Here is a 20630-nt window from a genome sequence, read left to right as displayed (position 1 = left end):
GAAATTGTCGAAATGGTGCCGTAGTGGCGGCGGCACGTCCATTGACGCGGTGCGTGCGGCGTTCGCATCCGGCGCGGTGTCCGGGCACTGGTTGCGCAGCGGCGCCCCGCAGAGCCCGTTCCGGCGGCCTCGACGGCGACGAGCGGCCGCGTCGTCGACGCCCGGCCGGCCTGCTCAGGCGCGGGTGTCGGGGGGCGCCGTCGCCCATCCGCAGGTCCGGTATCGCATCGCGCGCGCGTCCGGGGCCCATCGGCGGCCGCCGCGGCTGCTAAAATCGCGCTCTTTCCCGCGACCGCCCGAGGCCGCCCGTGTCCAACCCCACCTCCCCCACCCCGCTGACCTACCGCGATGCGGGTGTCGACATCGACGCCGGCAATGAACTGGTCGAGCGCATCAAGCCGCTGGTCAAGCGCAGCTTCCGCCCCGAGGTCATGGGCGGACTTGGCGGATTCGGCGCGTTGTTCGACCTGTCGAACAAGTACAAGGAGCCGGTGCTGGTCTCCGGCACCGACGGCGTCGGCACCAAGCTCAAGCTGGCCCAGCAGCTGGGCCGCCACGACACCATCGGCATCGACCTGGTCGGCATGTGCGTCAACGACGTGCTGGTGCAGGGCGCCGAGCCGCTGTTCTTCCTCGATTACTTCGCCACCGGCAAGCTCGATGTCGACACCACCGTGGCGGTGGTCGGCGGCATTGCCAAGGGTTGCGAGATGTCCGGCTGCGCGCTGATCGGCGGCGAGACGGCCGAGATGCCCGACATGTACCCGCCGGGCGAGTACGACCTGGCCGGCTTCTGCGTGGCGGCGGTCGAGAAGTCGCAGATCCTCGACGGCAGCAAGGTGCGCGCCGGCGACGTGCTGCTGGGCATCGCCTCCAGCGGCCCGCACTCCAACGGCTACTCGCTGATCCGTCGCATTTTCGACCGCGCCGGCCGGCCGGCCGATGTCGAGGTGGGCGGCGTCACGCTGATCGATGCGCTGATGGCGCCGACCGCGCTCTACGTCAAGCCGATCCTCGAACTGCTGAAGCTGCACGATCTGCATGCGATGGCCCACATCACCGGTGGCGGCCTGACCGAGAACATCATCCGCGTGATCCCCGACGGCCTTGGCCTCGACATCGAGGCGTCCAGCATCGTGCTGCCGCCGGTGTTCGACTGGCTGCAGCGCGAGGGCGCGGTGCCGCAGCACGAGATGTGGCGCACGTTCAACTGCGGCGTCGGCTTCGTGCTGGTGGTTGCGCCGGGCGATGTCGCGGGGGTGTCGGCCGATCTCGAGCGCCTGGGCCTGGCGCATCGCCCGATCGGCCAGGTGGTCGCCGCCGCCGCGGGCGGCGAGCGCGTGCGCATCGGCTGATCGCCACGATGGACGTACCGTCGATCCCGTCGCCCGCTCCGGATCCCACCACGGCGCAGGACATCGCCCATCTCGACCTGCTGGGCGTTTTCCACTACGTGGTGGCCGGTATCACGGCGCTGTTCTCGATGTTCCCGGTGCTGCATCTGATCATGGGTATCGCGATGATCACCGGCGCCTTCGACACGCCACACCGTCCGGGCGAGCCGGAGGCGGCGCTGGTCGGCTGGTTCTTCGTCGGGATCGCCGGACTGATGATCCTCTGCGGTTTGGCGTTCAGCGTCTTGCTGGCACGGGCCGGACGTTGCCTGCGCCAGCGACGCAACCACACGTACTGCCTGGTGATGGCCGCAGTGTCCTGCGCATTCTTCCCGTTCGGCACGGTGCTGGGCGTGTTCACCGTGATCGTGTTGTCGCGGGTTTCGGTCAAATCGCTGTTCACTACCGGCTGATCGCATGCGTCGCCCCTACCGAATCGCCGTGCTCGCTTCGGGCCGCGGCAGCAACCTGCAGGCGATTCTCGACGCCATTGCCCAGGGCAGCCTGGATGCAGTGGTGGCCGGCGTGTTCTCCGACAAGGCCGACGCGCCGGCCCTGGCCAAGGGTCGCGAGAGCGGCGCGGTAACCGCATCGCTGTCGCCACGCGCCTTCGCCTCGCGCGCCGACTACGATGAATCCTTGTTCAGGCTGGTCGACGACGTTCATCCCGATCTCATCGTCTGTGCCGGATATATGCGCCTGGTCAGCGAACGCGAAGTGGCTGCACGCAACGGGAAGATGCTCAATATCCACCCGTCGCTGCTGCCAGCCTTCAAGGGGTTGCGCACGCACCAGCAGGCGCTGGACGCGGGCGTGTCCTGGCACGGCGCCAGCGTGCACTTCGTTTCGCCCGAACTCGACGGTGGCCCGGTGATCGCGCAGGCGCGCGTGCCGGTGCTGCCGGGAGACAACGCCGACCGGCTGGCGCAGCGGGTACTGGAACGCGAACACCCGTTGCTGCTGGCGTCGCTACGCCTGCTGGCAGCCGGACGGATCGACCTGGCGGGATCGCAGGTCCGATTCGATGGTCGCGCCCTGCACCTGCCGCTGCAGCTGGACCCGGATCAACGCCTTGTGGAACAAGAGACGACACCGTGACCCGAATTCCGTTCGCCGCTGCCCTGTTCACCGCCAGCCTGGTTGCCCTGGTCCCGCTGTCGAACGCCCGTGCACAGAGTGCCGCGCCCGCCCCGGCCGCGGCCGCGGCCGCAGCGGCGCCGGCGGCGCAGAGTGCGCTGGAACCCTTCATCGCCAGCTACTCGGTGTTCAACGAGGGCAAGGCATTGGGTGCCGCGACCATGCAGGTGGTGCAACAGCCCAGCAGCCGCTGGCGCGTCGACCTCAACATGCGTGGCACCAAGGGCCTGCTGAGCCTTGCCGGCATCAGCGCAGAGCAGAGCACCGTGTTCGACACCATCGGCGGCGGCTACCGACCGCTGACCCAGGCCACCGTGCGTGGGCACCTGTTCGGCCGCAAGCAGACGGTGGGGGTCTACCATTGGGGCAACCGCAGCGCGCGCTGGAGCGGCGACGTCAAGGAAACCCGGCGTGCGCCGGTTGCGCTGCGCGCAGGCGACATGAGCGGGCTGCTGATCAACCTGGCGGTGATCCGCGATGCCGAACCCGGCAAGTCGCTGCATTACCGTTTCGTCGACGACGGCCGCGTGCGCGAGCACAACTACGTGGTTGCCAACGACATGGAAGACGTTGCCGTCGGCGGACTCAGCTTCAAGGCCATGCGCGTGAGTCGCGTCGAGTCGGGCAACGAAGAAACCGTGATCTGGGTGGCGTCCGGCGTGCCGACGCCGATCCGAATGCTGCAGCGCGAGAACGGTCGGGACACCTACGACCTGCGCCTGCTCGAATACCGATAAAGGAGTGCCGCAAATGCACCAGCAAACCACCAAGTCCAAGAAGAAGTGGCCCGCCCTGTTGGGCGCTGCGGTACTGGCACTGGCCAGCCTGCCCGCCCTGGCAATCCAGCCGTTCACCGTCGATTACCAGGCCAGCTACATGGGCATGCGTGCGAACGGCCAGATGAGCCTTTCCGCCGCCGGCGAAAACCGCTGGCGCTACAGCCTCAACATCACCAACAGCCTGGCCAGCCTGAGCCAGAGCACCGTGTTCGACGAGCACGGCGGCCAGTGGCGCCCGTTGTCGGGCCAGGATTCGTCGAAGGTCCTGGTCAAGAAGACCGTCCGCAACGCCATTTACGACTGGGGTCGCGGCGTTGCCAACTGGACCGGTGACGTGAAGGAAGGCCGCGCCGGCCCGCTGCGGCTGCAGGCCGGCGACATGGACGCGCTGCTGATCAACCTGGCCTTGGTGCGCGATGTCGTCGCCGGCCGGCCGTTGAACTACCGGATGGTCGACGACGGCCGCATCAAGCAGATGACCTACACCATCGCCGGGCGCGAACAGATCAGCGTCGGTGGACGCAACCAGCAGGCCACCAAGGTGGTCAGCACCAACGGCAGCAAGCAGACCATCGCCTGGATCGTCGATGGCATCCCGGTGCCGGCGCGAATCCTGCAACGCGACGACGGCGAAGACGCGATGGACCTGCGCGTGCAGTCGGTGCGCTGATTTCCTGCCGGCGCGGTTTGCGGCAGGCGATGCCGCTACCGCGCCAGACGCCAAGAAAAAGCCCCGCGATCGCGGGGCCTTTTTTGTTGCGGATCAACCGACGCGTCGGATCCGCGGCCAGGCCGCCGTAGGGCGCATTAGCCGAAGGCGTAATGCGCCGGATGGGACGCGCGCGAATCAGGATCCACCTCGACATGAGCCAATCCGGCGCAATGCCCTTCGGTTATTGCGCCCTACGGGACCCGTTGCCGATCTCCCGGCGCGACGGATCCGCGCGCACCCGTAGGGCGCATTAGCCGAAGGCGTAATGCGCCGGACCGGATGCGCGATGAAGATCCACCTCGGCGTACACGAATCCGGCGCAATGCCCTTCGGTTATTGCGCCCTACGAGATCTGATTTCCTGCCCCTGCGGCTTGCGGCCGGCCTGGCCGCCACCGCATCGGACGCCATGAAAAAGCCCCGCGATCGCGGGGCTTTTTTTTGAAGGCTTCGTCTTGCGCGAGGGCGATCAGTCAGCCGACGCGCCGGATCCGCGCGCCCAGCCCGGACAGCTTTTCCTCGATGTTCTCGTAGCCACGATCGAGGTGGTAGATGCGGTCGATGATGGTCTCGCCCTCGGCCACCAGGCCGGCGAGGATCAGCGATGCCGACGCCCGCAGGTCGGTCGCCATCACCGGCGCGCCGCTCAGCCCGGCAACGCCGCGCACCACCGCGGTATGGCCGTCGACGCGGATGTCCGCGCCCAGTCGCAGCAGCTCGTTGACGTGCATGAAGCGGTTTTCGAAGATCGTTTCGTTGATCACGCCCACACCATCGGCGATGCAGTTCATGGCCATGAACTGCGCCTGCATGTCGGTGGGGAACGCCGGGTGCGGCGCGGTGGTGAGGTTGACCGCCTTGGGTCGGCGTCCCTGCATGTCGAGCGTGATTCGGTCGCCATCGACGGTGATCGTGGCGCCGGCTTCGGTGAGCTTGTCGAGCACCGCGTCCATCGTGTCCGGGCGCGTGCGCCGCAAGGTCACCCGGCCGCCGGTCATCGCCGCGGCGACCAGGAAGGTGCCGGCCTCGATGCGGTCGGCGACCACCGCGTGGCTGCCACCGTGCAGGCGTTCGACGCCGTGCACCGTGATGCGACCGGTGCCCGCCCCTTCGATCTGCGCACCCATGGCCTTGAGGCACTCGGCAAGATCGACGATCTCCGGTTCCATCGCGGCGTTTTCGAGCACCGTGGTGCCTTCGGCCATCGTTGCGGCCATCAGCACGTTCTCGGTGGCACCGACGCTGACCATGTCGAACACATGGCGTGCGCCGCGCAGGCGGCTGGCACGGGCCTTGATGAAGCCGTGCTCGACGGTGACCTCGGCGCCCAGCGACTGCATGCCCTTGATGTGCAGGTCGACAGGCCGCGACCCGATCGCGCAACCGCCCGGCAGCGATACCTCGGCGGTTCCGTACTTGGCCAGCAGCGGCCCGAGGACGAGCACCGAGGCACGCATGGTCTTGACCAGTTCGTACGACGCGACCTGGCTGTGCACCGTGGTCGGATCGACGGTCATGCCGTAACGCTCGTCGATGCTGATGCCGGCTCCCAGCTCGCCCAGCAGCTTGGCGGTGGTGACCACGTCGTGCAGGTGCGGCACGTTGCTGATCTCGACTGGCGCATCTGCCAGCAAGGTGGCGCACAGGATCGGCAGTACCGCGTTCTTGGCGCCGGAAATCTGCACCTCACCATTCAGCGGCTGGCCGCCTTCGACAACGATCTTTTGCATGGGAACTCGATGGGAAATGCGGTTGGGCTGGCGACGAACGATCGCGAGGACGGTCGGGGGACGATTGCCGGGGGGGTGGACTGGGTGTCGGGCCGTGCCCGATCAGCGACCGGCTTCGTCCGGCGTGAGCGTCTTCAGGGCCAGCGCGTGGATCTCGCCGCCCATGCGCTCGCCGAGCGTGGCATACACCATGCGGTGACGCGCCAGCGGCAGCTTGCCACGGAACGCCTCGGCCACCACCGTGGCTTCGAAGTGCACGCCGTCGTCGCCGCGGACGTCCGCGTTGGCGCCGGGCAGGCCTTGTTCGATCAGGGTTCGGATGATGTCGGGGTTCATGGCAGCTGGGTCCGCGGAGTGGGAAAACGCGACTTCGACCACGCCGCGCCGCTGGAACGGGCTTTTCGCGGAGGGATGCGCGTAAAATGAAGCGATTAGCCTAGCGGAAAGCCCCCTGCTCCGAAATGGCAACGTCCCCGAGTCCCCAGATGAACGATGCCGCCGGCCTTGCTGCCAGCGGTCGCCGCGTGTTCGAGATCGAAGCCGAGGCGCTGGCCGCGGTTGCCGCGCGCATCGACGGCGAATTCAGCGCCGCCTGCCACCTCATGCTGCACGCCCGCGGCCGCGTGGTCTGCACGGGCATGGGCAAGTCCGGCCACGTCGCGCGCAAGATCGCCGCCACGCTGGCCTCCACCGGCACCCCCAGCTTCTACGTGCACCCCGGTGAGGCCGGACACGGCGACCTGGGCATGATCACTGACGCCGACGTAGTGCTCGCCCTGTCCTACTCGGGGGAAAGCGACGAGGTGCTGATGCTGCTGCCGGTGCTCAAGCGGCAGGGCAACAAGCTGATCACGATGACCGGTCGCGCCGGCTCCACGCTGGCACGCGAGGCCGACGTCCACCTGGACGTCAGCGTCCCGGCCGAAGCCTGCCCCCTGGACCTGGCGCCGACCTCCAGCACCACGGCCTCGCTGGCCATGGGCGACGCGCTGGCGGTGGCACTGCTCGAGGCGCGCGGCTTCACCGCCAACGATTTCGCCCGCTCGCACCCGGCCGGTGCGCTGGGTCGGCGGCTGCTGTTGCACATCACCGACATCATGCACGCCGGCGACGACGTGCCGCGGATCGGTGCCGACGCCACCGTCAGCGAAGCCCTGGTGGAGATGAGCCGAAAGCGCCTTGGCATGACCGCTGTTGTCGACGGCGACGACCGTCTGCTGGGCCTTTACACCGATGGCGACCTGCGCCGGACGCTGGATGACAACCGCGTCGACCTCCGCTCGACCCGCATCGCCGACGTGATGACGCGCGCCCCCAAGACCATCGGTGCCGATGCACTGGCGGTCGAGGCCGCGCAGTTGATGGAGGCCCACAAGATCAGCGGTTTGCTGGTGCTGGACACGGACCGACGCGTGGTCGGCGCCCTCAACATCCACGACCTGCTGCGCGCGCGGGTGGTGTAGGTCGCGAAGGGTTAAGGATGGGTGGCCGAGTGTGCCTCTCGGCACCGGCCGGAATGCGGCCGCCCCGCCCCGCCCCCTCCTGCCCCGCCGCCACGTCGCCCCATTCATCATCCACCGCCGACCGCCATGCCCTACAGCCACTTCAACGACTACCCCGCCGACATCCGAGAACGCGCCGCGCGCGTACGGTTGGCGTGCTTCGACGTCGACGGCACCCTGACCGACGGGCGCCTGGGCTTCGACAGCGACGGCCGCGAGTTCAAGACCTTCCACGTGCACGACGGCCAGGGCCTGGTGCTGTTGCGCAAGGCGGGAATCCCGGTGGCCTTCGTGACCGCGCGCGCCAGCGTGGTCGCCGAGCGCCGCGCGGCCGAACTGGGCGCCGAAGCCCATACCTCGGTGATCGACAAGCTGGCCTGCGTCACCGGGCTGGCCCAGCGCCATGGCATCGGCCTGGATCAGATCGCCTTCATGGGCGATGACCTGCCCGACTTGCGCGTGATGCAGCAGGTCGGGCTTTCCGTCGCGCCATGCGACGCGCACACCTGGGTGCGCGAACGCGTGAACTGGCGCACCGCCGCGCGTGCGGGCCACGGTGCCGCGCGCGAATTGTGCGACCTGCTGCTGGCTTCCCAGGGCCACGTCGAGGCCTTGCTGGCCAGCGCGACGCACGTCGACGGCACCCGCATCGAGGGCACGGCATGAGTTGGCGCGCGATCCTCACCCTGGTGCTGCTTGCCGGCGCCGTGCTCAGCGGCCTCGCGCTCTGGTCGCAGCGTCATCCCGAGCACAGCACCGAAGCCGCCGCCGGCCGGCCGGATTACGTGCTGCACGACTTCGAACTGATCTCGCTGGACGAGAACGGCCGGGAATCTTTCACCCTGCGCGCGCCCAGGCTGGCACGCGACCCGGACCAGAAAACCCTGGACATCGCCACGCCGCTGTTCCTGATCCCGACCCAGCCGGGCTCCACCAGCGACGCGTGGCAGATCCGCTCCGCCACCGGCTGGGTCAGCGCCGACGGGAGCGAACTGCGCCTGCGAGGCAAGGTCGCCGCCACCAGCGACGGGCGCAACGGCCCGGTCACGACGATGGCCACCGATCAACTGAATGTATTCCCCAAGGCCAAGCGCGCCGAATCGGCCACGCTGGTCACCATCCGCCGGCCCGGTTCTATACTGCGCGGCCGTGGTCTCGAGGTCAGCCTCGCCACGAAGCAGTACTCGTTCAAATCCGAGGTCCAGACCCGTTATGTCCCGACACGCCGCTAACTGGCTGCTCGCCGCCGCCCTGATCGCCTGCAGCCAGGGCGCGCTGGCGCGTTCGTCCGACCGCAATCAGCCGATGGACATCGACGCCGGTGCCACCAGTGGCACGCTCGACGACCGCCAGCCGACGGTCCTGTCCGGTGGCGTCACCATCAAACAGGGCACGCTGCACATCGAGGCCGGCCAGGCCACTGTCAGCACCCGCGGCGGCGATCCGGTGCGGGCCGTGCTGACGGGCGGGCCGGTTCGGCTGCGCCAGCAGATGGATGACGGCACCCAGATGAACGCGGTCGCCAACAAGGTCGACTACGACCTCACCACCGAGATCGTGGTGTTCACCGACACCGTCAGGATCCAGCAGCCGCGCGGCTCGCTGAGCGGCGAGCGGGTGGTCTACAACATGCGCACCGGCCAGGTGAACAGCGGCGGTGAAGGCAACGGCCGGGTCAAGATGCGGATCGTCCCGCGCAATGCCGGCACCACGCCGGCTCCGGGTGGCGGCTGATGCTGGTCGCGAAGGGCCTGCGCAAGGCATACCGTTCGCGCGAAGTGGTACGCGATTTCGGACTGACCCTGGATGCCGGTGAAGTCGTCGGCCTGCTGGGTCCAAACGGCGCCGGCAAGACCACCTGCTTCTACATGATCGTCGGGCTGGTCCCGGCCGATGCCGGGCAGATCGTGCTCGACGGCAAGGACATCACCGGCGAGCCGATGTATTCACGCGCCAAGTACGGCGTCGGCTACCTGCCCCAGGAACCCTCGGTGTTCCGCAAGCTCAGCGTGGCCGACAACATCCGGCTGGTGCTGGAGCTGCGTGACGACCTCGACAAGGCAGGCCGCGAACGTGAGCTGGCCAGCCTCATGGAAGAGCTCCAGGTCTCGCACGTCGCCGACCAGGCCGGCGCCAGCCTGTCCGGTGGCGAACGCCGCCGCGTCGAGATCGCGCGTGCGCTGGCCGGCAAGCCCCGACTGATGCTGCTGGACGAACCGTTTGCCGGCGTCGACCCGATTTCGGTCGGCGAGATCCAGCGAATCGTGCGCCACCTCAAGAATCGCGGAATCGGTGTGCTGATTACCGACCATAACGTCCGTGAAACCTTGGGTATCTGCGACCGCGCGTATATCCTCAACGAGGGCGGCGTGCTCGCGCAGGGGGCTCCGGACGCGCTGCTGGCCAATCCCGACGTGCGACGCGTGTATCTGGGCGAAACCTTCCGTCTTTGATCGCCGCGCACGTCGACCCAACCGGGCGCGACTGCAAACGATCATGAAACCCCGCCTCCAAGCTTCGCTCGGCCAGCATCTGGTCATGACACCGCAACTGCGGCAGGCCATCCGCCTGCTGCAGCTGTCCGCGGTGGAACTCGATGCCGAGCTCGTCACCGCCGTCGAAACCAACCCGTTGCTGGACTGGACCGAAACCGTCCAGGACATTGCCGTGGGCGGCAGCGACGTCGCGCCGGCGCCGGAATCGGGCGGCAATGGCGACGGCATCGAGTCGCTTCCGCCGGAGGCGGACTGGGGCCCGAGCGACGGCGAGACCTGGTACGAGCGCGCCGGCCCGTCCGACAGCGACGACGACGGCAGCGCCGCCGAGCAAGTTGCCGAAAGCGAAAGCCTGCACGACCACCTGCTGTGGCAGCTGCACCTCAGCCCGTTGTCACCGCGCGACCGCATGATCGGCGCCACCGTGATCGAGGCCATCGACGACGACGGCTACCTGCGCGAACCGATGGAGGCGATCATCGCCTCGCTGGGCACCGAGCTTGCGGCCAGCGAAGAGGAAGTCACCACCGTCCTGCACCAGATCCAGCGCTTCGACCCGGTCGGCGTCGGCGCTCGCGACCTCGGTCAGTGCCTGCAATTGCAGCTCGAACAACTTCCCGACGACACGCCGGGCAAGGCACTCGCCCGCATGCTGGCCAACGGGCCGCTGCAGCGTTTGCCGCGTGTCGGCGTGGCCGGGCTTGCGGCCGAGTTCAAGCTCAATCCGGCCGACGTCGAGGTGGCCGTGCAGCTGCTGCGCTCGCTGGACCCGCGGCCCGGGGCACAGATCGGCTCGATCACCAGCGACACCTACGTTGCACCCGATGTGGTGATATGGCGCCAGCACGGCATGTGGCGTGCCGCGCTGGCCGACGGCACGCGGCCGCGCATATCGATCCACCGCGGATACGAGGGCATGATCCGCCACGCCAGTTCCAGCGACGCCAGCTACCTGCGCGGGCACCTGCAGGAGGCGCGGTGGTTGCTCAAGAGCCTGGAAGCGCGCGGCGACACCCTGCTCAAGGTGGTGCGCTGCCTGCTCAGGCAGCAGGCCGGGTTCCTGGAGTTCGGCGACAGCGCGCTGCGCCCGCTGACCCTGCGCGAAGTCGCAGCCGAGGTTGGCCTGCATGAATCCACCGTCTCGCGCGCGGTATCGCGCAAGTACGCCCGCACGCCGCGCGGCACGGTGCCGCTGCGCGCCTTCTTCGCCTCCGGCATCGACACCGGCAGCGGCGGCGAAGCCTCCAGCACGGCAATCCAGGCGATGATCCGCCAGCTGATCGAGGCGGAAAACCCGCGCAAGCCACTTTCCGACGCCCGACTGGCGGAAAACCTCAAGGCCGGCGGCATGCCGGTGGCCCGGCGGACCGTGGCAAAATACCGTGAAGCGATGAGCATCCCGTCGTCGCAGGATCGGATGCGGATCTGCTGACGCCAGATCGCTCCGCAAACGGCCACCGCCGATCGGACTCCTGTGACATGCACGCCTGTTCCGCGACGACGCGGACGTGCGATGCTGGGAACTCTGGACGCGTCCAGAGGGTCACCCCACTACCTGTCGCGATGTTGAAGGAGGTCACCGATGCGTATCGAAACCTACGGCCAGCAGATCGAAGTCACGCCAGCCTTGCGTGACTACGTCGAAACCAAGCTCGACCGCCTGCAACGCCACTTCGAGCAGCCCTTCGACGTGCGCACGCAGCTGAGCCTGGACAAGCCCGATCACCGTGCCGAGGCCACCATCACGATTGCCGGCCGCACCCTGCATGCCGATGCCGCTGCTGTGGACATGTACGCAGCCATCGACCTGCTCGCCGACAAGCTCGATCGCCTCCTGCTCAAGCACAAGGAAAAGATGGTCGACCACCACCGCGGCGAGAGCATCGCGCGCAGCAGCGAGTTCGGCTGAGTCCATGCCGCTGCACCACCTGCTCAGCGCGGATCGGATCGCGATCCTGGTCGAACCAGGCGATCGCGGCGCCGTCCTCGACGCAGCAGCACGGCTGCTGGCCGGAACCTCGGCCAGCAGCGCCGCCGCCATCGGCGCCAGCCTGCGCCAGCGCGAGCAACTTGCCTCTACCGCCATCGGCCACGGCGTGGCCATTCCGCACGGCCGCGTCGCGGCCGTCGAGGAAATCCGCGGCGCTTTCCTGCGCCTGGCCGATCCGGTCGACTTTGGCGCCCACGACGGCGAGCCAGTCGATCTGGTGCTGGCCATGGCGGTACCCGAACACTGCGTGCAGGAACACCTGCAGCAACTGGCCGAACTGGCCGAACGCTTTGCCGATCCCGATTTCCGCTTGACCCTGCGTGCCGCGGCCAACACCACCGAGCTGGGCCGCTGCCTGCTCGACGGCGCCTTGCCCCGCCGCACCACCACCACCACCATCGCCTGAGACCCGGCGATGAACGCCAGCATCAGCGCCGCCGAACTTTTCGACCGGCAACGCGACCGCCTTGGCCTGCGTCGCCTGGCAGGCCAGTCCGGCGAGCGCCGCGTGGTCGAGTCGGTCGATACGCTGGCCCGCCGCCCCTCACTGGCCGGCTACCTCAACGCGATCTACCCCAACAAGGTGCAGATCCTGGGCACCGAGGAACTGGCGTGGCTGGATGGCCTCGATTCGCGCCTGCGCTGGGAAACGATCGAGAAGATCATGCAGTTCCGGCCACTGGCGCTGGTAATCAGCAAGGATCAGCCCTGCCCCGAAGACCTGCGCATCGCGGCGGAAGAATCGGACACGCCGCTGTGGACCTCGCCCCACCGCGGTCATGAGCTACTCAACCACCTGCAGTACCACCTGGCCCGCACCCTCGCGCCGCGCATCACGATGCACGGGGTGTTCATGGAGATCTACTCGATCGGCGTGCTGATCACCGGTGAATCGGGCTCCGGCAAGAGCGAGCTCGCGCTGGAACTGGTGACGCGCGGCCATCGCCTGGTCGCCGACGACGCGCCCGAGTTCACCCAGATCGCGCCCGACGTGCTCGATGGCACCTGTCCCGAGATGCTGCAGGACCTGCTGGAAGTGCGCGGCCTGGGCGTGCTCAACATCCGCCAGATGTTTGGCGACACCGCGGTGAAGAACAACAAGTACCTGCGCCTGATCGTGCACCTCACCAAACCCTCCGTCGACGCACTGCCGGCCGGCATCGAACGCCTGACCGGCGACAACACGATGCGCCGCGTGCTCGATCTCGACGTACCGATGACCACCCTGCCCGTGATGCCCGGCCGCAACCTCGCGGTGCTCGCCGAAGCCGCCACGCGCCTGCACAGCCTGCGCATGAAGGGGCTGGACCCGGCCGCGGCATTCATTGCACGACACAGCAACTTCCTCGAACGCGGCGAATCGTGAACTCCCTTCCCACTCCCACCCTGGTGATCGTCAGCGGCATGTCCGGCGCGGGCAAGTCCGTCGCGCTGAACACCTTCGAAGACATCGGCTACTACTGCGTCGACAACCTGCCGGCGGAGTTGCTGCCGCAGTTCGTGCAGAGCGTCACCGCGGCCGAGGCGCCGCCGGACAAGCTCGCCGTCGGCATCGACGTGCGCAATACCCACAGCGACCTGAAGCGCATTCCGGAATGGCTGTCGGCGGTCGGCGCGCTGGGCCTCGACCCCAAGCTGGTGTACTTCGAGGCGCACGACGCGGTGCTGTTGCAGCGTTACGCCGACACCCGTCGACGCCACCCGCTGAGCCGGCTCGGGCTGGGACTGGCCGACGCGATCTCGCTCGAACGCCAGGTGCTCAAGCCGCTGCGGCAGATCGCCGACGAACAGATCGACACCAGCACGATGAACGTCCACCAGCTGCGTCGGCACGTCATCACCGAGTTCGGCCTGGGTTCTGGCACGACGGTATCGCTGCTGTTCGAATCGTTTGCCTACCGGCACGGTGTGCCCAACGACGCGGACTTCGTGTTCGACGCGCGCTGCCTGCCCAACCCGCACTGGGACGCGAGCCTGCGCCCTCTGGCCGGGCGCGACGCCGCGGTACGCGACTACCTCGACGCGCAACCCGACGTCGCGCGTTTCGTCGAGCAGATCAGCCAGTTGCTCGACACCTGGCTGCCGCGCCTGCATTCGGACAGCACCCGCAGCTACATCACCGTGGCATTCGGCTGCACCGGCGGCCGCCACCGCTCGGTGTACCTTGCCGAGCGCCTGGCCGCGCACGCACGTGGCCAGGGCTGGGACGAGGTGGCCGTGCATCACCGCGAGCTCGACTGATCACGCCGCAGTCGGCAAACACGCCGATTTCGATCACGCCGACTCGATCACGCCGATCCGATCACACCGATTCCATCAGGCCGATTTCCACCAGGCCCGACTTCTTCAGGCCCATCGCGCTGGCTCCGCAATGGTCCATCCAATGGCGTCGATCACCGCCGGTCCGGTCGTCGGCCACGCCATCAACGGCGTGGATCGCGGCCCGTCGGCGACCGACGGCGGCAACGCCGCGACGGCGGCGCTTTCATCACGTCATCGCGGTCTGTTAAGTTTCGTGGATGGCCGTAGGCATACTCCTGATCACACACGAAGGCATCGGCAGCACGTTGCTGGCCGTAGCCACTCGCCTGTTGCGCACGCTTCCGTTGCGTTGCGAGGCATTCGAAGTACCGTTTGACGCCGATACCGACGCATTGCTGCCACTGGCGAGCGCTGCGCTGCGCCGAGTCGATGGCGGCGACGGCGTCCTGGTGCTGACTGACCTGTACGGCGCCAGCCCGAGCAACCTCGCCGGCAAGCTGGCGCGCCTGGGCACCCCCGTGCGGCGCGTGTCGGCACTGAGCCTGCCGATGCTGCTGCGGGTGATGAACTACGCCGAGATGGACCTTGACGCACTGCCGGCGGTGGCTGCCGCCGGCGCACGCAATGGCGTGGTCCTCGATGAAGCCTGACGCTTACACGACACCAGTGACCACGAAGCCGACACCTGCCCGCCCACCGTTTCACCGCCAGCACCCCAGCACCGCAAGGGCACCACGATGATCGAACGCGAACTGACCGTCTCCAACCGCCTCGGCCTGCATGCGCGCGCGACCGCGAAGCTGGTGCAGCTGCTGTCGGCTTACAAGAGCAGCGCCACGCTGATTGCCAAGGGCCGCGAGGTCAACGCCAAGAGCATCATGGGCGTGATGCTGCTGGCCGCCGGACAGGGCACCCAGGTCAAGCTGCGCGTCGAGGGCGAGGACGAAGGCAACGTCGCCGACGAAGTCGCCGCGCTGTTCGATCGCCGCTTCGACGAGGACACCTGAGCGCATGCGGCAGGTCTTCCACGGGCACGGCGCAGCGCGTGGCAGTGCGCTCGGCCGCGCGCGGGTGCGCCTGCCGCATGTACTCGACGTCGCCGAGCAACGCATCGGCTCCAAAGAGGTCGACGCCGAGATCGATCGCCTGCACCAGGCCGTCGCCAGCGTGCGTGGCGAGATGCACGCCCTGCGCGAGCGCCTGCATGGCGCGCTGGCACACGAGGTCGGCGAGTTCCTCGACCTGCACGCCTTGCTGCTCGACGACCCCGAACTGCTCAACGGCCTGGACGAGCTGATCCGCACCGGCCGTTACGCCGCCGACTACGCGCTGCGTCTGCAGCGCGACCGCATCGCCTCGGTGTTCGAAGCGATGGACGACGCCTACTTCCGCAGCCGCGTCGATGACATCGACCAGGTCATCGGCCGCATCCATGCCGCCCTGCACCGACGCGGCAACGGCCTGCGCGGCGTCGCCGGGGAGGTCCTGATCACCGACAACGTCGCCCCGGCCGAGCTGGTCCAGCTGCAGGCGCAGGGCGTGATGGCGATCGTCACCTCGGCCGGTAGCGCGCTTTCGCACAGCGCGATCCTGGCGCGCAGCCTGCACCTGCCGCTGGTGGTCGGTGCCGCGCAGGTCCTGCAGAAGATCAACGACGGCGACGTGGTGTCGGTCGACGGCGGCAGCGGCCTGGTGGTGCTGGAGCCCAGCGCCGAGGACCTGCGCTCGCACCGCGCACGGGTCCGCGAGCTGGCCCGCGAGCGCCGCCAGCTCAACCGCCTGCGGCGCGAGCCCTCGCGCACCACCGACGGCGTCGACATCAAGCTGTACGCCAACGCCGAATCGCGCGAGGACGTGGCCGAGGCGCACGCACTCGGCGCCGCCGGCGTCGGCCTGTACCGCACCGAGTTCCTGTTCCTGCAGCGCAACGAACTGCCGACCGAGGAAGAGCAGTTCCGCGCCTACCGCGACGTCGTGCTGGGCATGACCGGGCGCACGGTCACCATCCGCACCCTCGACCTGGGGGCCGACAAGGCCGACCGCACTGGCCTGGCGCTGCGCAACGAGCCCAACCCGGCGCTCGGGTTGCGCGGCGTACGCCTCTCGCTGGCGCGCCCCCACCTGCTCGACGACCAGTTGCGCGCCCTGCTGCGCGCGTCTGGCTACGGGCCGTTGCGGGTGCTGGTGCCGATGGTCAGCACGCGCGGCGAGATGCTTTCGGTGCGCCATCGCATGCAGCGCATCGCCGGCGAATTGCGCGCGCAGGGCCACGAGATCGCCGACCACGTGCCGCTGGGCGCGATGATCGAAGTGCCGGCCGCCGCCATCGCCCTGCCCGGCTTCATCAACGACGTCGACTTCCTGTCGATCGGCACCAACGACCTGATCCAGTACCTGCTCGCCGCCGATCGCAACAACGAGGCGCTGGGCGACCTCTACACCCCGCTCCATCCGGCCGTGCTGCGGCTGATGCGCGACGTGATCCGGCTGGCGCATTCGCGCAAACGGCCGATCGCGGTCTGCGGCGAAATCGCCGGCGACGCGCGCTTCGCTCCACTGCTGCTGGCGCTGGGGCTGGAGGAGTTCAGCCTGCACCCGGCCACCCTGCTGGAAGTGCGCCGGCGCATCCGCGAGTGCGACCTGTCGGCGCTGCGCGCGCGCGCCCCGGCCCTGCTGCGCGCGCGGGACCGCAATGCGATCGTGCGTTGGCTCGACAACCACGCCGTGGTCTGAGCAATCGATTCCACCCGCCTTGCGCGCGCCATCCGGGTGTTCCGGCCCCCGCCTGCCAACACCAGGCTGCCAGCCACTGGTGCGGCCACCACCGCGCACCCCGCGGAATGCCGACGGGGTGGGCAGCGCGCCATGCAGCGGCGATAATGCGGCAATGAACGATTGACACCCCGGTCGCACCCGTGATGCCGCCACGCGGCAACGGGATGCGGCTCCGGCAGTATCAGGAGAGCCGCATGGCCGAAGCCGTCCGCCACGACAAGACCGCGCGCCAGCTGCGCCTGCTTTCCGATGCGCTCGACAGCGGCCGTCTTGGTCCGGTCAAGCGGCTGGTCAACACGCTTTCCCCGGCCGAGATCGGCAACCTGCTCGAGTCGCTGCCCCCGGGCAAGCGCGTGGTGGTGTGGGGACTGGTCGACCCCGAGGACGACGGCGAAGTGCTCGTCCACGTCGGCGAGGAAGTGCGCGAAAGCCTGCTGGCCGACATGGACACCGACGAAATCGTCGCCGCGGTCGAAGATCTCGACATCGACGACCTGGCCGACCTTGTCGAGGACCTGCCCGATACCGTCATCGACGAAGTCCTCAAGTCGATGGATCGCGAGAACCGCGAGCGGCTCGAACAGGTGCTGTCGTACCCGGAAGAGACCGCCGGCCGCCTGATGAACCCGGACGTGGTGACGGTGCGCGCCGACACCACCATCGACGTGGTGCTGCGCTACCTGCGCCTGCGCGGCGAGTTGCCCGAGCACACCGACCACCTGTACGTGGTCAGCCGGCGCCACCAGTACCTGGGTCGCATCGCGCTGGCCGCGCTGCTGACCCACGAGCCCGGCACGCCGATCAACAAGCTGATCGACGACGAGCAGCCGGCGATCGACGTCAACGAGACCGACAACGAAGTCGCCCGCAAGTTCTCCGACCACGACTGGATCAGCGCGCCGGTGGTCGACGACAACAACATCCTGCTTGGCCGCATCACCATCGACGACGTGGTCGACATCATCCGTGGCGAGGCCGAGCACCAGGCCCTGGCCGCGGCCGGCCTGGACGAGGAGGAAGACCTGTTCAGCCCGGTCCGGCGCGCGGTGAAGCGCCGGATGATGTGGCTGGGAATCAACCTGGGAACGGCGTTCCTGGCCTCGTCGGTGGTCGGCCGCTTCGAGGGCACCATCGAGAAGATCGTCGCGCTGGCGGTATTGATGCCGATTGTCGCCGGCATGGGCGGCAACGCCGGCACCCAGGTGCTGGCGCTGATGATCCGCGGCCTCGCGCTGGGCCAGGTGGGCGCGTCCAACGTGCGCACCCTGCTGTGGAAGGAACTGCGCGTCGCCCTGCTCAATGGCCTCACGCTGGGCGCGGTCCTGGGCATCGTGGTGTGGGCGTGGTTCCACGACCCCGCGCTGTCGCTGGTCATCGGTTCGGCACTGACCATCAACCTGATCTTTGCCGCGACCGCCGGCGTGATGGTGCCGCTGACGCTGAAGCGGCTGGGCTTCGACCCGGCCCTGGCCGGCGGCGTGATCCTGACCACCGTCACCGACACCATGGGCTTCCTCGCCTTCCTGGGTCTGGCGACGCTGCTGCTGTTGCGTTGACGCACGCGCCGCCGATGGCGGGCGGCATCGGCAGGGGCTGCGGGCCGTCCGGCGGACGGCCACGGCCTCAGGCCAGCAGCATCTCCAGCGCCGCCATGCGCACTGCCACGCCGTTGCTGACCTGACGCAGGATCAGCGACTGCGGGCCATCGGCGACCTCATCGGTGATCTCGACGCCGCGGTTGATCGGCCCCGGATGCAGCACCACCGCGTCCTTGGCAGCGCGCGACAGACGCGTGGCGGTCAGACCGTAGTCGCGGTGGTAGTCCTCCAGCGAGCCGACCAGGCCTTCCTCCATGCGCTCACGCTGCAGGCGCAGCATCATCGCCGCATCCACACCTTCCAGTGCCGCGTCGAAATCGTGGCTGACAATGCACCCGTCGAGCGTGCCGTCCTCGGGCAGCAACGCCGCCGGGCCGCACACGCGGATCTCGCCGCAGCCAAGTGTCCGCAGCGCCTGCAGATCGGATCGCGCGACGCGCGAATGGCGCACGTCGCCGACGAGCACCACTTTCAGTTTCGAGAAATCGTCGCCCTTGGCCTGACGCAAGGTCAGCATGTCGAGCAGTCCCTGGGTCGGGTGCGAGCTGCGTCCATCGCCGGCATTGAGCAACGCGGTACCGGGATTGGCGGCCTCGGCCAGTTCGGCCACCGCGCCATCGCGCTTGTGCCGCACGACGAAGCCGCGCACGCCCATCGCTTCGAGGTTCTTCATCGTGTCGCGTTCGGTCTCGCCCTTGCTGGTCGACGAGGTGGACGCGTCGAACGACAGGACGTCCGCGCCGAGGCGCTGCGCGGCCAGCTGGAAGCTCATGCGCGTGCGCGTGGAGGGTTCGAAGAACAGCGTGCAGACCGCGGTGCCCGCCAGTGCGGTTCGGTCGGCATGGCCGTCGGCGAGCCGTTGTGCGCGGTCGAGCAGTGCGGTGATCTGGCCACGGGTGAGATTTTCGAGGCTGAGCAGGTGCGACAACGCGGACATGGTTGTGGGTCTTCGGCAGATTCGGGGAAGTCTTGCGGAGCGCCGCGCGCTCAGGTTGGCGGCAGCGCGGAAAGTCCGGTGGCGTCGTCGGGCGCGGCCAGCCAGCGTTCGATGATGACCGCGGCGGCAACCGCATCCAGCGCCTCGGCATCACGGCGGCGCTTCTTGCCCTGCGCGCGATCGGCGGCGAAGCGGTGCGCGGCCTCGATCGAACTCGAGCGCTCGTCGACCAGCACCACCGGCAACTGGTAGCGCGCGTGCAGTTCGCGCGCAAAGGCATGGGCGCGCTGGCGCGCAGGCTGGTCGCCGCCCTCGATCGTCATTGGGTCACCGACGATCAGGCCATCGGGACGCCATTCCTTGCGCAGGCGGTCCAGCGCGCTCCAGTCGGGTCCGTTGGCGTGCACATCCACCACCGCCAGCGCGCGTGCGCCGTGGCCGAACGCGCTGCCGACGGCGACGCCGATCCGGCGCGAGCCGACATCGAAACCCAGCACGGTTCCGTCCCTGCGGATCTTGCCGGTGGTACCGCTGGAGGCGCTGTCGTTCATGCGTGGCCGGCGTAGTCGGCGAGATAGGCGAAATCGACCCCGATGCGTCCGGCCGCTGCCTGCCAGCGCGCATCCAGAGGCAGCTCGAACAGCAGCTCGGCATCGGACGGCGCGGTCAGCCAGTCGTTCTCGGTGAGTTCCTGCTCGAGCTGTCCGGCGTCCCAGCCGGCGCAACCCAGCGCAACGACGGCGTTGGCCGGGCCTTCGCCCTGCACCATCGCTTCGAGGATGTCGCGCGAGGTGGTCAGGTAGAGATTGTCGGAGATGGCCATGGTGGAGTCCCAGCGCAGCCCGCCGTCGTGCAGCACGAAGCCGCGCTCGGGGTGCACCGGCCCACCGGCGAGCACGATCTGCGAGCGCATCTTGTCGCTGCCGCCTTCCATGCCCATCTGACCGAGCACCTCGCCGAGCGTGTACTCGGAGGCGCGGTTGACGACGATGCCCATCGCGCCCTCGTGGTCGTGCTGGCAGATCAACGCGACGCTGCGCGAGAAATTGGTCTCGGCCAGCGACGGCAGTGCGATCAGCAGCTGGTTGGCCAGGGGCGTCGGCGATTCGATCATGGCCGCATTCTATCGTGGGGTCCCGTGGAAGCATCGTAACCGCCGCGCGATCGTTGCGGTCTGCCCCCTAAGTCACGAAACGCGCTCCATCGCGCAAGTAAGCCACGTTCGCAGGCGAGGACCAGCGCCGATGCCGGGCGTCGTCGTTGGGTCGGCGACAGACCCCTTCGGGCAGACCGCCATCCATCGAGCCCGCGGCAGGGTCG

Annotated in this window: 24 protein-coding genes; 19 read left to right on the top strand and 5 right to left on the bottom strand. The window is 68.5% G+C overall.

The features are described from left to right. Positions 1-308 precede the first annotated feature (308 nt). The 5 genes from purM to EER27_RS01050 are packed head-to-tail and all read left to right on the top strand — an operon-like array spanning position 309 to position 3980. Entirely contained in the window at positions 309-1355 is a 1047-nt protein-coding gene (gene purM / locus EER27_RS01070) for a phosphoribosylformylglycinamidine cyclo-ligase (RefSeq protein WP_123086179.1), read from the top strand. 8 nt (positions 1356-1363) lie between these two features. Continuing rightward, complete coding sequence (locus tag EER27_RS01065; protein ID WP_123086178.1) at positions 1364-1807, top strand: hypothetical protein; 444 nt, start codon at positions 1364-1366, stop codon at positions 1805-1807. Positions 1808-1811: 4 nt separating this feature from the next. Beyond that, a complete protein-coding gene (gene purN / locus EER27_RS01060; RefSeq protein WP_123086177.1) occupies positions 1812-2492 on the top strand; it encodes a phosphoribosylglycinamide formyltransferase in 681 nt (226 codons plus the stop codon). Next, on the top strand, positions 2489-3268 hold the full coding sequence (locus tag EER27_RS01055; RefSeq protein ID WP_123086176.1) for a DUF3108 domain-containing protein: 780 nt from the start codon (positions 2489-2491) through the stop codon (positions 3266-3268). Before purN ends, EER27_RS01055 begins: the two co-directional genes overlap by 4 nt. Positions 3269-3281: 13 nt before the next feature. Continuing rightward, entirely contained in the window at positions 3282-3980 is a 699-nt protein-coding gene (locus EER27_RS01050; protein WP_123086175.1) for a DUF3108 domain-containing protein, read from the top strand. Between the two features lie 514 nt (positions 3981-4494). Here EER27_RS01050 and murA read toward each other — a convergent pair. Next, a complete protein-coding gene (gene murA / locus EER27_RS01045) occupies positions 4495-5751 on the bottom strand; it encodes a UDP-N-acetylglucosamine 1-carboxyvinyltransferase (RefSeq protein ID WP_123086174.1) in 1257 nt (418 codons plus the stop codon). 102 nt (positions 5752-5853) lie between these two features. Next, a complete protein-coding gene (locus EER27_RS01040) occupies positions 5854-6087 on the bottom strand; it encodes a BolA family protein (RefSeq protein WP_123086173.1) in 234 nt (77 codons plus the stop codon). Between the two features lie 125 nt (positions 6088-6212). Between EER27_RS01040 and EER27_RS01035 the strand changes: the two genes are divergently transcribed. The 14 genes from EER27_RS01035 (at position 6213) to mgtE (ending at position 18331) form a co-directional block, all read left to right on the top strand. Continuing rightward, a complete protein-coding gene (locus EER27_RS01035) occupies positions 6213-7214 on the top strand; it encodes a KpsF/GutQ family sugar-phosphate isomerase (RefSeq protein ID WP_123086172.1) in 1002 nt (333 codons plus the stop codon). A gap of 126 nt (positions 7215-7340) precedes the next feature. Continuing rightward, positions 7341-7919: a KdsC family phosphatase gene (locus tag EER27_RS01030; protein WP_123086171.1), complete on the top strand. Its 579-nt coding sequence runs from the start codon at positions 7341-7343 to the stop codon at positions 7917-7919. Next, the gene (gene lptC, locus EER27_RS01025) at positions 7916-8485 is read left to right on the top strand and encodes an LPS export ABC transporter periplasmic protein LptC (protein WP_123086170.1); all 570 of its coding nucleotides are present in this window, start codon (positions 7916-7918) and stop codon (positions 8483-8485) included. Before EER27_RS01030 ends, lptC begins: the two co-directional genes overlap by 4 nt. Further along, positions 8466-8987, top strand: a complete 522-nt coding sequence (gene lptA / locus EER27_RS01020) for a lipopolysaccharide transport periplasmic protein LptA (RefSeq protein WP_123086169.1) — start codon at positions 8466-8468, stop codon at positions 8985-8987. Before lptC ends, lptA begins: the two co-directional genes overlap by 20 nt. Next, a complete protein-coding gene (gene lptB, locus EER27_RS01015) occupies positions 8987-9706 on the top strand; it encodes an LPS export ABC transporter ATP-binding protein (RefSeq protein WP_123086168.1) in 720 nt (239 codons plus the stop codon). The genes lptA and lptB overlap by 1 nt, the downstream gene beginning before the upstream one ends. Before the next feature lie 43 nt (positions 9707-9749). Next, positions 9750-11180 (top strand): RNA polymerase factor sigma-54, encoded by a 1431-nt coding sequence (locus EER27_RS01010; protein ID WP_123086167.1) that lies wholly within the window; start codon positions 9750-9752, stop codon positions 11178-11180. 150 nt (positions 11181-11330) lie between these two features. Next, positions 11331-11657: a ribosome hibernation-promoting factor, HPF/YfiA family gene (hpf, locus tag EER27_RS01005; protein ID WP_123086166.1), complete on the top strand. Its 327-nt coding sequence runs from the start codon at positions 11331-11333 to the stop codon at positions 11655-11657. Between the two features lie 4 nt (positions 11658-11661). Then, entirely contained in the window at positions 11662-12144 is a 483-nt protein-coding gene (locus EER27_RS01000; protein WP_123086165.1) for a PTS sugar transporter subunit IIA, read from the top strand. Positions 12145-12153: 9 nt separating this feature from the next. Beyond that, entirely contained in the window at positions 12154-13104 is a 951-nt protein-coding gene (hprK, locus tag EER27_RS00995) for an HPr(Ser) kinase/phosphatase (RefSeq protein ID WP_123086164.1), read from the top strand. Positions 13105-13127: 23 nt separating this feature from the next. Then, positions 13128-13979: an RNase adapter RapZ gene (gene rapZ, locus EER27_RS00990; RefSeq protein WP_425480808.1), complete on the top strand. Its 852-nt coding sequence runs from the start codon at positions 13128-13130 to the stop codon at positions 13977-13979. A 278-nt stretch (positions 13980-14257) separates the two neighbouring features. Then, positions 14258-14650, top strand: coding sequence for a PTS sugar transporter subunit IIA (locus tag EER27_RS00985; RefSeq protein WP_123086162.1), 393 nt, complete (start codon positions 14258-14260; stop codon positions 14648-14650). An 87-nt stretch (positions 14651-14737) separates the two neighbouring features. After that, positions 14738-15007, top strand: a complete 270-nt coding sequence (locus tag EER27_RS00980; protein WP_123086161.1) for an HPr family phosphocarrier protein — start codon at positions 14738-14740, stop codon at positions 15005-15007. Between the two features lie 4 nt (positions 15008-15011). Further along, entirely contained in the window at positions 15012-16733 is a 1722-nt protein-coding gene (gene ptsP / locus EER27_RS00975; RefSeq protein ID WP_123086160.1) for a phosphoenolpyruvate--protein phosphotransferase, read from the top strand. Positions 16734-16969: 236 nt separating this feature from the next. Then, positions 16970-18331, top strand: coding sequence for a magnesium transporter (gene mgtE / locus EER27_RS00970; RefSeq protein WP_123086642.1), 1362 nt, complete (start codon positions 16970-16972; stop codon positions 18329-18331). Between the two features lie 67 nt (positions 18332-18398). Here the strand turns inward: mgtE and EER27_RS00965 are convergent, their stop codons facing one another. From EER27_RS00965 to EER27_RS00955, 3 genes are read right to left on the bottom strand one after another with little or no spacing between them, the layout of a single operon-like run. Continuing rightward, positions 18399-19310, bottom strand: a complete 912-nt coding sequence (locus EER27_RS00965) for an aspartate carbamoyltransferase catalytic subunit (RefSeq protein ID WP_123086159.1) — start codon at positions 19308-19310, stop codon at positions 18399-18401. A gap of 50 nt (positions 19311-19360) precedes the next feature. Beyond that, entirely contained in the window at positions 19361-19861 is a 501-nt protein-coding gene (gene ruvX / locus EER27_RS00960) for a Holliday junction resolvase RuvX (protein WP_123086158.1), read from the bottom strand. Beyond that, a complete protein-coding gene (locus EER27_RS00955; RefSeq protein WP_123086157.1) occupies positions 19858-20424 on the bottom strand; it encodes a YqgE/AlgH family protein in 567 nt (188 codons plus the stop codon). Before EER27_RS00955 ends, ruvX begins: the two co-directional genes overlap by 4 nt. Between the last annotated feature and the right edge of the window lie 206 nt (positions 20425-20630).

This window comes from Montanilutibacter psychrotolerans (genome assembly GCF_003719825.1).
GTDB classification, from domain to species: domain Bacteria; phylum Pseudomonadota; class Gammaproteobacteria; order Xanthomonadales; family Xanthomonadaceae; genus Montanilutibacter; species Montanilutibacter psychrotolerans.
Note: the sequence above shows the minus strand (reverse complement) of the source record. Positions and strands in the feature narration are given on the sequence as shown.

What these genes read in the sequence shown, in the direction of transcription:
- EER27_RS01010 (WP_123086167.1), top strand. Translation starts at nt 9,750, where the DNA reads ATGAAACCCCGCCTCCAAGCTTCGCTCGGCCAGCATCTGGTCATGACA.
- ruvX (WP_123086158.1), bottom strand. Translation starts at nt 19,861, where the DNA reads ATGAACGACAGCGCCTCCAGCGGTACCACCGGCAAGATCCGCAGGGAC.
- lptA (WP_123086169.1), top strand. Translation starts at nt 8,466, where the DNA reads ATGTCCCGACACGCCGCTAACTGGCTGCTCGCCGCCGCCCTGATCGCC.
- ptsP (WP_123086160.1), top strand. Translation starts at nt 15,012, where the DNA reads ATGCGGCAGGTCTTCCACGGGCACGGCGCAGCGCGTGGCAGTGCGCTC.
- EER27_RS01000 (WP_123086165.1), top strand. Translation starts at nt 11,662, where the DNA reads ATGCCGCTGCACCACCTGCTCAGCGCGGATCGGATCGCGATCCTGGTC.
- EER27_RS00985 (WP_123086162.1), top strand. Translation starts at nt 14,258, where the DNA reads ATGGCCGTAGGCATACTCCTGATCACACACGAAGGCATCGGCAGCACG.
- lptC (WP_123086170.1), top strand. Translation starts at nt 7,916, where the DNA reads ATGAGTTGGCGCGCGATCCTCACCCTGGTGCTGCTTGCCGGCGCCGTG.
- EER27_RS00955 (WP_123086157.1), bottom strand. Translation starts at nt 20,424, where the DNA reads ATGATCGAATCGCCGACGCCCCTGGCCAACCAGCTGCTGATCGCACTG.
- EER27_RS01065 (WP_123086178.1), top strand. Translation starts at nt 1,364, where the DNA reads ATGGACGTACCGTCGATCCCGTCGCCCGCTCCGGATCCCACCACGGCG.
- EER27_RS01050 (WP_123086175.1), top strand. Translation starts at nt 3,282, where the DNA reads ATGCACCAGCAAACCACCAAGTCCAAGAAGAAGTGGCCCGCCCTGTTG.
- EER27_RS01030 (WP_123086171.1), top strand. Translation starts at nt 7,341, where the DNA reads ATGCCCTACAGCCACTTCAACGACTACCCCGCCGACATCCGAGAACGC.
- EER27_RS01035 (WP_123086172.1), top strand. Translation starts at nt 6,213, where the DNA reads ATGGCAACGTCCCCGAGTCCCCAGATGAACGATGCCGCCGGCCTTGCT.
- EER27_RS00965 (WP_123086159.1), bottom strand. Translation starts at nt 19,310, where the DNA reads ATGTCCGCGTTGTCGCACCTGCTCAGCCTCGAAAATCTCACCCGTGGC.
- lptB (WP_123086168.1), top strand. Translation starts at nt 8,987, where the DNA reads ATGCTGGTCGCGAAGGGCCTGCGCAAGGCATACCGTTCGCGCGAAGTG.
- EER27_RS00980 (WP_123086161.1), top strand. Translation starts at nt 14,738, where the DNA reads ATGATCGAACGCGAACTGACCGTCTCCAACCGCCTCGGCCTGCATGCG.
- mgtE (WP_123086642.1), top strand. Translation starts at nt 16,970, where the DNA reads ATGGCCGAAGCCGTCCGCCACGACAAGACCGCGCGCCAGCTGCGCCTG.
- hprK (WP_123086164.1), top strand. Translation starts at nt 12,154, where the DNA reads ATGAACGCCAGCATCAGCGCCGCCGAACTTTTCGACCGGCAACGCGAC.
- hpf (WP_123086166.1), top strand. Translation starts at nt 11,331, where the DNA reads ATGCGTATCGAAACCTACGGCCAGCAGATCGAAGTCACGCCAGCCTTG.
- murA (WP_123086174.1), bottom strand. Translation starts at nt 5,751, where the DNA reads ATGCAAAAGATCGTTGTCGAAGGCGGCCAGCCGCTGAATGGTGAGGTG.
- EER27_RS01040 (WP_123086173.1), bottom strand. Translation starts at nt 6,087, where the DNA reads ATGAACCCCGACATCATCCGAACCCTGATCGAACAAGGCCTGCCCGGC.
- purN (WP_123086177.1), top strand. Translation starts at nt 1,812, where the DNA reads ATGCGTCGCCCCTACCGAATCGCCGTGCTCGCTTCGGGCCGCGGCAGC.